This window comes from uncultured Bacteroides sp., assembly GCF_949298305.1.
In the GTDB taxonomy this organism is placed as follows: Bacteria; Bacteroidota; Bacteroidia; order Bacteroidales; family Bacteroidaceae; genus Bacteroides.
In genome coordinates, this window is the sequence record NZ_CASFWU010000083.1 from 1 (window position 1) to 12,363 (window position 12,363).

A 12,363-nucleotide genomic window follows, 5' to 3' on the forward strand; every position below is an offset into this window, starting at 1 on the left:
CGTTTAAATGTTATAATTGGACACTATAAATTTAATACTTTTATTGCTATGTTTCTAATTATCAGTAAAATATATTTGTTCTTATTTCGAACTCACGTTTATTAGCTTTTCCGTTATTACTGGCTTCTTCGTTAGAAGTTGTCCATCCTAAAGAGAAATTCATTCCTGAATATATTGTTCCACAGTTATTGATGGAATGTCTAATTGAATATCGAAACCAGAATGTAACAACAGATATATTAGGAATTGAATATAAATCTGTACATAAGAATAAAAGAGATTTAATGTTTAATGAAAGTGATAAAATAGATATCTTTATCAATTATGCTATACCACCGTTTGATTATAAATCTGAAGGAGGTATATGTCCTAAATTAATGGAAATTTTTGAATATTGGAATTCTGTATCATGGGCAAAGCTTCAATATCAAAGGCCAAATGCTTTTATAAACATTGTAGAAAATGGTCAAAAAAGATATAGTGTTAGCAGATTTGGACTTATGGAAAAATATTTAAACATGAGAGATCCTAAAATGCTAACATATCATTCACCTATAATAGGCGGTATTACAAAAGGTGTTTTAGCTTATTAATGATAATAGCCTTTTTAAGAATGGTGAGCTAGTCGAATAGAAAGCAACAGTGATAATATTCTGTTAATTTTAAATAGATGATGAAAGATATAGATTATATCATGCTTTGCAACATAAACGGTTGTTTACAACTGGTTTACCGATACGTTCTTAATAGAGTTCATCGCTTACCTCACACACTTGCAGGTACGTAAATAAGTGTCTATCTTTGTTGCATGAAAAAAACATGTAATTCGATATACCGGACCTGCCTTGCCAGGTTTTGCCTGCGGCTTCTGCTCGCACTGATTCCTCTGCCCGCCCTGTATGCCTGCAACCAAGACGGAAAACGGGCAGCGGCCCTGGAAAGGAAGGCGGCCGGAAAGGCGGTGGAGGCGGTCGTGACGGATACGGCGCAGGCAATCAAGCCCCGGAAGGCAAAGAGCCGGACGGCACTGTATCTCGACTCGCTGGGCTACCTCAACATTGCCGAGGCGGACAGCAACATCGTGGTGGACCTGATGTACACCCGCGCCGACAACTTCACGGGCAAAGTGCTCTACGAAGACCTGCACGAAGCTTATCTGCACCCCGACGCCATGAAGAGCCTGGAGGAAGCCCAGCGGCTGCTGAAGGAGGAACATCCGTCCTACAGCCTCATCGTCTACGACGCCGCCCGCCCGATGTCCGTCCAGCAGACCATGTGGAACGCCGTGAAGGGCACCCCGAAATACATCTATGTCTCCAACCCCGCCCGCGGCGGCGGACTGCACAACTACGGTCTGGCGGTGGACGTCAGCATCGTGGACGGCGAGGGCAAGCCGCTGCCGATGGGCACCCCCGTAGACCACCTGGGACGGGAGGCGCACATCACGGCCGAGGCGGAGCTTGTGGCACAGGGCAAACTGACCGAGGCCGAGCGGCAGAACCGCCTGCTGCTGCGCCGCGTGATGAAAGCCGCCGGCTTCCGCCCCCTGCCCAGCGAATGGTGGCACTTCAACCGATACAGCCGGCAGACGGCCAAGGAACGTTTCCAAGCCATCCCCTGACGCCCCGCTGCCTGAGATACCCCTTTAAAAGAACTCCCCATGACACTGAACGACGACACCCTCCGATTCATAGCCGCGCACCGCCGCGACGACGTGCGCGCCCTGGCCCTGCAGGCTGCCAGATACCCCGGCGTGGACATGCCCGCCGCCCTGACGCAGATAGCCGGCCGGCAGACGGCCGAAGCGAAAATTCCCGCCTGGGCCGCGACGGACGGCATCCTCTATCCGCCCCACCTCTCCATGGAGCAGTGTTCGTCCGAAGTGACGGCGCGCTACAAGGCATCGGTCGTGGCAAGCCACGACGGCCCGCACGAAAGCCTGGCCGACCTGACGGGCGGTTTCGGCATTGACTTTTCTTTTCTGGCCTCGCTGTTCGGCCGGGCCACCTACGTGGAGCGGCAGGAGGTGCTGTGCGAGGCGGCCCGCCACAACTTCCCCCTGCTGGGGCTGGAGGGGGCCTGCATTGTCCATGCCGACGGGGTGGAGTACCTGCGGCAGATGCCTGCCGTGGACTGGCTCTACCTGGACCCCGCCCGGCGCGACGGACACGGCGGCAAGACCGTGGCCATAGCCGACTGCGAGCCCGACGTGGCCGCTCTCGAACCGTTGCTGTTGGAGAAAGCCGTCCGTGTGCTGGTAAAGCTGTCGCCCATGCTCGACCTCACCCAGGCCCTGCACACGCTGGAGCATGTTGCCGAAGCGCACGTGGTCTCCGTGGCGGGCGAGTGCAAGGAACTGCTGCTGGTGCTGGCCCGCGACGAAGCGCCGCAGGCGGACGATGTGCCCATCCGCTGTGTCAACCTCTCCGCCGCCGGCGATGCCTTTACCTTCACCCGCCGTCGGGAGCAGGAAGCCCCGTGTCCCTGCGCCGAAGCTCCCCGCACTTACCTCTACGAGCCCAACGCCTCGCTGCTCAAGGCGGGCGCCTTCCGCAGCCTTTCCTATTTATATAAGGTGGAGAAGCTGCACCCCAACAGTCACCTCTACACCTCCGACGAACCTCTGCCCCGCTTCCCCGGCCGCATGTTCCGCATCGAAGGCTGGTGCGGCTTCGGCAAGCGCGAAGTGAAAGACCTGCTGGACGGCGTGCAGAAAGCCAACCTGACCGTACGCAATTTCCCCGCCACCGTGGCCGACCTGCGCAAGCGGCTCAGACTGGCCGAAGGGGGAGACACCTACCTCTTCGCCACCACCCTGGCCGACGGGCGGAAGGTGCTTCTGCGCTGCGAGAAGCCCTGACGGGCCGCCCCCCTCTGCCTGTAACCTCGTTGCAACACTTTTGTTACCCCTTCTTCAACATCCTGTAAGGAGGACGTAACCGCATACCTCTACTTTTGCGGCAAAATAACAACAGCAAGAAAACAGGTATGAAACAGATTGCAAAAGGACTGATTGCTTCCTTTCTATTTTTGACCGCTGCTGCCACTCCCATCGTGGCTGACGAAACTGCCAACGACGCCAAAGGAACCATCCGAGGGCGTATCATCGACAATGCCAAGCAAACCCTCCCGGGCGCTTCCATCTACATTGAAAAACTGCACACCGGCGTCACGAGCGACGTCAACGGCTTCTACACTTTTTCTAACCTTGACCCGGGAACCTATATAGTGAAGGTGACCTACGTGGGCTATGCTCCCGTAGAGCTGAAAATCACCGTGCCCGAAGGCAAGACACTGGACAAGGACGTCGTGCTGAACGAAGGCCTCGAACTGCAGGAGGTCGTCGTGGGCGGAGCCTTCCGGGGCCAGCGCCGCGCGCTGAGCTCGCAGAAGAGCAATCTGGGTGTGACCAACGTGGTCTCGGCCGACCAGGTGGGCAAGTTCCCCGACTCCAACATCGGCGACGCGCTGAAGCGCATCAGCGGCATCAACGTGCAGTATGACCAGGGCGAAGCCCGCTTCGGCCAGGTGCGCGGAACGAGCGCCGACCTCAGCTCCGTCACCATCAACGGCAACCGCGTTCCCTCGGCCGAGGGCGAGACACGCAGCGTGCAGCTCGACCTCATCCCCTCGGACATGATTCAGACCATTGAGGTGAACAAGGTCGTAACACCCGACATGGATGCCGACGCCATCGGCGGCAGCATCAATCTCGTCACCAAGAACTCGCCCTACAAGCGCACCCTGGCCGCCACGGCCGGAACGGGCTACAACTGGGTGAGCGGCAAGGCCGGCCTTAACCTGGGCTTCACCTACGGCGACCGCTTCTTCAACGACAAGCTGGGCCTGATGCTCTCCGCTTCCTACCAGAACAATCCCGCCGGCAGCGACGACGTGGAAATGGCCTACGAGCGGAATGACAACGGCGAGGTGGTGCTGGACGAATACGAAGTGCGCCAGTACTACGTCACCCGCGAGCGCCAGAGCTACTCGCTGGCACTTGACTGGGAAATCAACGCCAACCACCGCATCGACTTCAAGGGCATCTTCAACAACCGCAACGACTGGGAGAACCGCTACCGCCACACCTACAAGTGGGACGACGAGACCCCCAACGAATACGAAGTCATCTACGAAACCAAATCAGGCGGCCCCGAGCAGAATTATGCCCGACTGGAACGCCAGCGCACCATGGACTTCACCCTGGGCGGTGAGCACCTCTTCGGCAAGCTGAAGTTCGACTGGAAAGCCTCTTACGCACAGGCCGGCGAAGAGCGTCCGCACGAACGCTACCTGGCCTTCAAGAAAGAGGGTATCGCCATGAACACCGACTGGAGCGACATCCGCCGCCCCTACATGGCGCCCGCCGACGGACAGGACATCCTGCTGAACGCCACCAACAGCAACGGCTTCGAGCTGGACGAACTGACCGAACAGTTTGAAGACATCAAGGAAAAAGACCTCAAGTTCAGCGCCAACTTCGAGCTGCCTCTGGCCAAAGGCCGCTATGCCAACAAGCTGAAGTTCGGTGCCAAGGTAGTGGACAAGGACAAGAACAAATGGATTGACTTCTACGAATACAAGCCTACGGACGAGGATGCCTTCATTGCCGACGCCTTCGGCCATCTGAAGGACGAGAGCCGCGACGGCTACATGGGCGGCGACCGCTACCGGGTGGGCAACTTCGTGGCAAAGGAATACGTGGGCGACCTCAACCTGACCGACGCCAACCGCTTTGAACAGGAAACGAAGTACGACGAGATGTGCGAGAACTTCGAGGCACACGAGACCGTCAGCGCCGGATACCTCCGCTTCGACCAGCAGCTGGGCAAGAAATGGAACCTCATGGCCGGCGTGCGTCTGGAGAACACACACGTCACCTACAGCGGCTACCTCTACGACGACGGCGACATGAGCGGACAGGACGAAAGTTTCACCCGCACGCCCGAGCAGTCGCAAAGCTACCTCAACGTACTCCCCTCGATATTGCTGAAGTATGACGCCAGCGACGACTTCAAAGTACGCGCCTCCTTCACCAACACCCTGGCCCGGCCCAAATATGCCAACCTGGTGCCCAACGTCATCATCGACAAGGAAGACATCGCCTTCGGTAACCCCGACCTGAAGCCGACACTCAGCTACAACTTCGACCTCAGCACCGAATACTACTTCAAGAGCGTCGGGCTGGTCAGCGCAGGCCTCTTCTACAAGAAAATCAACGACTTCATCGTCGATTACCGCCAGAACAACTACGAATACAAGGGCGTCACTTACGAAGAGATGAAGCAGCCCCGCAATGCCGGCGACGCCGACCTCTTCGGCATCGAACTGGCCTACCAGCGCGACTTCGGCTTCATCGCCCCGGCCCTGAAGTGCATCGGCTTCTACGGCAACTACACCTATACATACAGCAAGGTGAAGAACTTCAACTTTGAAGGCCGCGAGCAGGAAGACCTCCGCATGCCCGGCTCGCCCGAGCACACGGCCAACGCCTCGCTCTACTTCGACAAGGCAGGTTTCAACCTCCGACTCAGCTATAACTTCGCCAGCGACTTCATCGACGAAGTGGGCGAAGAAGCCTTCTACGACCGCTACTACGACAAGGTGAACTATCTGGACCTGAATGCCAGCTACACCTTCGGCCGTCAGTGGAAAACCACCTTCTACGCCGAAGCCACCAACCTGCTGAACCAGCCTCTGCGCTACTATCAGGGTACGCCGGACCGCTCCATGCAGGCCGAGTACTACGGAGTGCGCGTCAATGCCGGTGTCAAAATCAACTTCTGACAAGAAAGAAAAGCTGCGCAATCCCAACTTATTCCAGAAAGAGAGTGTTATTTTGTCGGGCGGTATGCCACATATAATTTTGCCAAAGACAAGACATTGAATAACCCCTAAAAACAAGAAAACAAGAATGAAAAGACTCTTCTTATTGCTGACCGTTGCCCTGCTGGGCCAGTGGGCCATTGCCCAAAACAAGATAGACTACTCCGTCTACGACGACAAGCTGAACATCTACGTGGCCAACGACCTGGGCCGCAACGGCTACTACGACCAGAAGCCCATTGCCGAGCTGATGGGCGAGATGGCCGAAGAGGTAGGCCCCGAGTGCGTCGTCGCAGCGGGCGACGTACACCATTTCGAAGGCGTACGCTCCACCCAGGACCCCCTGTGGATGACCAACTACGAACTCATCTACACACATCCCGAACTGATGATTGACTGGTTCCCCGTCTGCGGCAACCACGAGTACCGCGGCAATACGCAGGCTGTGCTGGACTACACCAACGTCAGCCGCCGCTGGACCATGCCTGCCCGTTACTACACCCGCACGTTCAACGAAGAAGGCACTACCGTCCGCGTCGTATGGCTGGACACTACGCCCCTCATCGACAAGTACCGCAAGGATAGCGACAAGTATCCCGATGCCTGCCGCCAGGCCATCGACCCGCAGCTGCAATGGCTGGACAGCGTGCTGACAGCCGCCAAGGAGGACTGGGTTGTGGTCGTGGGACATCATCCCATCTACGCCGAGACACCGAAGGAGGAAAGCGAACGCCTCGACCTGCAACGCCGCCTCGACCCCATCCTGCGCAAGCACAAGGTGGACATGTACGTCAACGGACACATCCACAACTTCCAGCACGTACGTGTCAAAGGCAGCGACATCGACTACGTGACCAACTCCAGCGGCTCGCTCAGCCGCAAGGTCAACCCCATAGACGGCACAGTGTATTGCAGCCCCGAACCGGGCTTCTCCATCCTCTCGGCCACACCGAAGACATTGGAGCTGCGCATGATTGACAAGCACGGCAACGTGCTGCACACGGTGACGCGCAACAAGTAAGCCCCGCGGACATGTGCCCAGGCTGAAAAGGGCACACGGATGACACAGATGGGACAGATTTTCACAGATTTATCTTTCTACTATAAAATGAGAGAAATCATCTGTGGTCATCTGTCCCATCTGTGTCATCCGTGTGCTATGCGTTCATCACTCCGGCTGCTTGCCTTTCGGATTCCCGCTCAGGTCGTCCTTGGGCATGGCAGGCTCGTTGCCGTCGCGCATGGCCATGTAGTGGGGCGACATGATTTCCACGCCCTCGGCGTTGAAGCGGTCCTGGATGTTCTGGTGCAGGTCGGAGTAGATTTGCGCCAGCTTGTCGGCTTCCTTGATGTAGGCGTTCACCTGATAGACAGGATACCAGTCGCTCAGCGAGGTGGAGAGCACGAAGGGGCGAGGGTCGTCCACCACGCCCGGCGTGTTCAGGGCGGCCTCAATCAGCAGCTTGTTCACCAGCCGCCAGGGCACGTCGTAGCCGATGGTCACTTCGGAGTGGATGATGAGACCGTATTCGCGGGCCGACTGGCTGAAGTTGACCGTGTGCGAGGACATGACGAACGAGTTGGGGATGGTCACCACCTCGTTCTTCGGCGTACGGATACGGGTCACCAGCGGCGTCTTTTCCACCACATTTCCCGTGGTGTCGTTCAGCTTGATGCGGTCGCCCAGCTTGAAGGGGCGCATGTAGGTGATGACCAGCCCCGCGATGATGTTTCCGATGACCGTGCTCGACCCGAGCGAGATGATGAGACCCACAAACACCGAGATGCCCTGGAAGACACCCGTGTTGGAGCCGGGCAGATAGGGGTAAATCATGGCCACCATGAAGGCATAGAGCAGGAAACGGATGATGTGGTAGGTGGGCATGGCCCAGTCCGGATAGAAGCCGTTCAGCTTCAGCCGCTCGGACTGCACCTCGCCCGCCAGGTAGCGGAATAGGCGCACCAGGTACTTGATGGCCAGACAGATGACGAAGATGGTGAAGAGATTGGGTATGTAGGCCAGGATGCCGTATAGGATGCTCTTCACGGGATTCCAGATGTAGAAGAAGAGCTGGTAGGCCAGGTTCTTGGTCTGCGGAAAGATGGAAAACAGCAGGGGTACCGTGAGCAGCAGCTGCAGCAGCATGAAGGCATAGCGCACCAGGTTGGCCAGGAACACCAGCAGGATGACCTGGCGGCGCGTGTCCAGCAGCTCATAGTCCTGGATGGAGAAGGGCTTGAGGCGCGTGTTGCGCAGCCTGACGATGCGCACCTTCACCTTGCGGAAGAGCCAGTTGGTGAGCTTGAACAGCAGGAACTGCCCCACCAGCACCAGCACGAAGTAGGCGATGCGCTTGCACAGCTGCAGGAAGCCGTGCTCCTCCTTCATCACCCGCAGCTTCTCCACGATGACCGTCCGCTTGGCGGCCGCCAGTTGGTCGCGTGTGCAGTTCTCCCACAGCCCGTCCTGGTCGGTGAAGGAGACGAGGACCTTGCCGCCGTACATCACGTCGGTGACGATGTCCGTGCTCTCCAGATAGACCGAGTCGGGGTGCAGGTTGAAACGCTTGCCCAGGGCGGTGATGTCGCGCGACACGTTCTCGGCCCGCTGCTGGGGGCTCAGACCGCCGCGCTTGGCGTAGAAGTGGAACAGCGTATCGTCCTCCACCACCACAGGCACGCCCTGGGTGTGCTGGCGCAGGGAATCGATGCGCTGCTTCTGTCCGGCCAGCTTCACCGAGTCGGCAGCATAGGCGGCCAGCTTCATCTGTTCAATCTCCATGCGCAGGTTGGCCTCGTTCAACCGGGCAGCGGACAGCTCCTCGCGCACAGTGGCCAGGCGGATGGAATCGGAATCGGCCGTGACGGCAACGGTGGCGGGCACCGTGTCCGCACCGAGCATGTCGAGCACCTTGTCCACCACCTGCGCCGACAGGCCGGCGGCAGGCAACCAGAGCAGACAAAGGCAGAAAAGACGGATTTTTTTCATGTTTCTATCTGTTTATGTTTCTGTTTTGGGGCGTCAAACATACGGAAAGTTTCTGACATGGCCATGCAAATACCTGCCGTTAACCATCAAGCATTCGCCATTGGACGATTGTCGCTCATCATTTATTCATTATCTTTGCGCCACTTACACTTTAACATCAACTCGACCTATGGACATTCTATTCCTCATCGGAGGCCTCCTCCTCATCCTGCTGGGCGCCAACGGCCTGACAGACGGCGCTTCGGCCGTGGCCAAGCGCTTCCGCATCCCCGACATCGTCATCGGCCTGACCATCGTGGCCTTCGGCACCTCGGCGCCCGAGCTGGCTGTCAGCGTATCGTCCGCCCTGAAGGGCAGTGCCGACATTGCCGTGGGCAACGTTGTGGGCAGCAACATCTTCAACGCCCTGATGATAGTGGGCTGCACGGCCATGTTCGCCCCCATCGTGGTGCAGCGCAACACGCTGCTCAAGGAAATCCCGCTCTGCATCCTGGCCTCGCTGGTGCTGCTCGTAATGGGCAACGACGTGCTGCTGGACGGTGCGGCGGACAACGTGGTCAGCGTCACCGACGGCTTGGTGCTGCTCGGCTTCATGGCCATCTTCCTGAGCTATACGCTGGCCATCGCAAGGCCGACGGGCACCGCAGTCCTCACCCCCGGCCCCTCTCCCGAGGCGAGGGGAGAAGGAAACAGTCCGACAGTCGTTGTGGAAGACGGGACGGAAATCAGGGAGATGCCCCTGTGGCGGTCGGTGCTCTACATCGTGGGCGGACTGGCGGGCCTCATCTGGGGCGGACAGCTGTTTGTGGACGGTGCCTGTGGCGTGGCACGCTCGCTGGGCGTCAGCGAGTCGGTCATCGGACTGACGCTGGTGGCCGGAGGCACGTCGCTGCCCGAGCTGGCCACCAGCATCGTGGCCGCGCTGAAGAAGAACCCCGAGATAGCCATCGGCAACGTGGTGGGCAGCAACCTGTTCAACATCTTCTTCGTGCTGGGCTGCTCGGCCTCCATCACCCCCCTGCACCTGACGGGCATCGGCAACCTCGACCTGCTGGTGCTGGTCGGCTCCAGCGTCCTGCTGTGGATATTCGGCGTGTTCTTCGGCCGCCGCACCATCACCCGCGTGGAGGGCGCCGTGCTCATGGCCTGCTACGTGGGCTATACGGCGTGGCTCATCGCCCAGGCCGGCTGAGAAAAGAATCATACAGGCGCACCTGCAAAGAAAGAGGAAAATGATTAATTTTGCTCACTATTAAAAATGTCGCATCCAAAACAGGTAAAACGATGACACAAACCGAGGCCATCCTGATAGCAGAACTGAAGCGGGGCTCCAAAGAGGCCTTCGACCGGATTTACCGGCTCTATGCCGGCCGTCTGCTGGGCTACTGCCTGCAATATGCCAAGTGCAGGGAGGATGCCGAGGAGATGGTGCAGGATGTATTTGTGTCTCTGTGGAAGCACCGGGAAAGCATCCGCCAGGAAGAGACCCTGCGCTCGCTGCTGTTCACCATGTCCAGGCACCGCGTCATCAATGCCTGGCGCGCCACCCTCAACTCGCCCGTCTACGAGGACTACGTCAATTATCGGAACGAATATGTGGAGAACGAAGGGTGCCGACGGATGGAGTACGAAGAATACGTCAGGGTGGTAAAGGCTGCCATCGGCAGGCTGCCCTCCACGCAGCAGCAGGTCATCCGCCTCTCACGCTTCGGCCTGCTGTCCAACAAGGAGATAGCCGTCCGCCTCTCGCTGAGCGAACAGACGGTGAGGAACCAGCTCTCGATGGGGCTGAAGGCTTTGCGCGTGTGGCTCGAAGAGTCGTTGCCCGTGGCGGTGGTGATGATGATATTAAATATTGTGAACAAATGAGGCGGAAATGGTATTTTGAAGCAAACGGATTGTCTATAATAATGATATGAACGGATTGGAGCAGAAATATAGAAACGACACGCTGACGCCCGACGAACTGGCGCGGCTGCGGCAGCAGGTGAACGCCATGAGTGACGACCGCCTGGAGGAGTCGTTGCGCGAAGCCTGGGATGCCGCCGAGGACTGCCCGGCGGACGAACCCGCCCTGGACGAGCTGAAGAAACGGATAGACAGGCTGGCCTTTCCGCCCGAGAGACGGCTCCGCCCTCTCTACCTCAAGCTGGCGGGAGTGGCAGCCGCCGTCCTGTTCCTGCTGATGGCAGGCACTACGGCCTGGCTGTACAGAGAGAACAGACAACTGTCCGAGCAGGACTTCGTGTGCACCACGGGCAAGAACGAGCAGGTGACCCTGACCTTGCCGGACGGCACGACGGTGACGCTGAACTCCGAGTCGAAGCTGTCCTACAACCTGTCCCGCTACCGGGCGGACGAGCGTAGGGTGACCTTCGAGGGCGAGGGTTACTTCCAGGTGGCCAAGAACCCGTCCTGTCCGTTCACCGTTGATGCCAAGGGGCTGCAGGTAGCCGTCCTGGGTACGGCCTTCAATCTCCGTGCCCGCCCTCACGACGCCACGGCCGAACTGCTGCTGGAGGAAGGAAGCGTCCGCTTCGTATCCCTGAAGACCGGACAGAGCGTCGTCCTTTCGCCCCGCCAGAAGGCCATCCTCTACCGCGAACCCGGCACGCTGGCCGTGGACGGAGGCTCGGACGCAGTGGATGCCTCGACCTGGAAGCGGGGCGAACTGGTGTTCCGCAACGTGCCGTTGGGCGAGGTGCTCCAGACGCTGGAAGAGGTGTACGGCATGACCTTTGTCATGGAAGCTGGCGGCGTGGCCTATCGCGAAGACCTGTTCACCGGCGTCCTGAGCCGGACGGACATCAACGAGGCGCTGGAGGTGATAGAGCGCTCATACCATCTGACCGCCACGCTGAAGGACGGTACCGTCAGGCTGTCGGCCTCCCGCTGATTTTCCACTTATCTTGACAAGACAGTCCATGGCCGGCCTCGGCCCAGGACTGAGCCCCCCTCTCTATACGACGGAGGGTACCTCTCTATACGACTGAGGCTGCCTCTCTATACGGCTGAGAGGGCTTCTTTGCAACTGCTTCATTATCTGTCGTTTACAGAGAAACCCCCTCATGGTTACAAATCCTTACATTGAGGCTTGCGGGCAGGGCGGTGGCTGTATGTTCTTTAACATGTTTTTTTGTCGGTACAAAATCGTTTTCCGCTTGTCTTTACTTGCAGACAAGCTTGTTGGACGTATTAATTTTCAAGAACAGTTAATCTTAACAGTAAAAACATGATCAATCGGACAAAGATACAAAAGCTGCTCTGCGTGGCGGTCTGCCTGTTCTGCATAGGCATTGCAAACGCCTTTGCCCAGGAGCAGAAAGTGACCGTGGAACTGAAGAATGCCACCCTGAGACAAGTATTCAAGTGTATTGAGAAACAGACAACCTACCGGTTCTCGTATCGGAATTCGCTGATAGACGAACGGAATGACATCACCCTTTCCCACCGCAACGTGGGAGTGGCGGTAGTGCTCGAAGACGCCCTGAAGGGACGCGACCTGACCTACAGCATCGTTTCGCCCAAAAGCATCGTCATCAGCGACC

The 12,363-nt window shown here is 57.7% G+C and carries 10 protein-coding genes; 9 read left to right on the plus strand and 1 reads right to left on the minus strand.

The window, feature by feature from the left end; all coding sequences use genetic code 11:
• Positions 1 to 284: 284 nt before the first annotated feature.
• The 5 genes from Q1Y74_RS10915 to Q1Y74_RS10935 all read left to right on the plus strand — a co-directional run bounded on the left by Q1Y74_RS10915 (position 285) and on the right by Q1Y74_RS10935 (position 6,847).
• Positions 285 to 593 (plus strand): hypothetical protein, encoded by a 309-nt coding sequence (locus tag Q1Y74_RS10915; protein WP_300814362.1) that lies wholly within the window; start codon positions 285 to 287, stop codon positions 591 to 593.
• Positions 594 to 808: 215 nt separating this feature from the next.
• Positions 809 to 1,621: a M15 family metallopeptidase gene (locus Q1Y74_RS10920; RefSeq protein ID WP_300814363.1), complete on the plus strand. Its 813-nt coding sequence runs from the start codon at positions 809 to 811 to the stop codon at positions 1,619 to 1,621.
• A gap of 39 nt (positions 1,622 to 1,660) precedes the next feature.
• Positions 1,661 to 2,860 (plus strand): SAM-dependent methyltransferase, encoded by a 1,200-nt coding sequence (locus Q1Y74_RS10925; protein ID WP_300814364.1) that lies wholly within the window; start codon positions 1,661 to 1,663, stop codon positions 2,858 to 2,860.
• Positions 2,861 to 2,988: 128 nt separating this feature from the next.
• Complete coding sequence (locus Q1Y74_RS10930; RefSeq protein WP_300814365.1) at positions 2,989 to 5,787, plus strand: TonB-dependent receptor; 2,799 nt, start codon at positions 2,989 to 2,991, stop codon at positions 5,785 to 5,787.
• Between the two features lie 127 nt (positions 5,788 to 5,914).
• Positions 5,915 to 6,847 (plus strand): metallophosphoesterase, encoded by a 933-nt coding sequence (locus Q1Y74_RS10935; RefSeq protein WP_300814366.1) that lies wholly within the window; start codon positions 5,915 to 5,917, stop codon positions 6,845 to 6,847.
• A gap of 147 nt (positions 6,848 to 6,994) precedes the next feature.
• On the opposite strand, the gene Q1Y74_RS10940 is transcribed toward Q1Y74_RS10935, so the two are convergent.
• A complete protein-coding gene (locus Q1Y74_RS10940; RefSeq protein WP_300814367.1) occupies positions 6,995 to 8,815 on the minus strand; it encodes a mechanosensitive ion channel family protein in 1,821 nt (606 codons plus the stop codon).
• Between the two features lie 169 nt (positions 8,816 to 8,984).
• Between Q1Y74_RS10940 and Q1Y74_RS10945 the strand changes: the two genes are divergently transcribed.
• The 4 genes from Q1Y74_RS10945 to Q1Y74_RS10960 all read left to right on the plus strand — a co-directional run.
• Complete coding sequence (locus tag Q1Y74_RS10945) at positions 8,985 to 10,007, plus strand: calcium/sodium antiporter (RefSeq protein WP_300814368.1); 1,023 nt, start codon at positions 8,985 to 8,987, stop codon at positions 10,005 to 10,007.
• 92 nt (positions 10,008 to 10,099) lie between these two features.
• On the plus strand, positions 10,100 to 10,684 hold the full coding sequence (locus Q1Y74_RS10950; RefSeq protein ID WP_300814369.1) for an RNA polymerase sigma factor: 585 nt from the start codon (positions 10,100 to 10,102) through the stop codon (positions 10,682 to 10,684).
• A gap of 46 nt (positions 10,685 to 10,730) precedes the next feature.
• Positions 10,731 to 11,711 carry a FecR domain-containing protein gene (locus Q1Y74_RS10955; RefSeq protein WP_300814370.1) on the plus strand — a complete coding sequence of 327 codons (981 nt, stop codon included), beginning with the start codon at positions 10,731 to 10,733 and terminating at the stop codon, positions 11,709 to 11,711.
• A gap of 336 nt (positions 11,712 to 12,047) precedes the next feature.
• Positions 12,048 to 12,363, plus strand: a 316-nt coding sequence (locus Q1Y74_RS10960; protein ID WP_300814371.1) for an STN domain-containing protein, incomplete at its 3' end; no start/stop codon positions are given.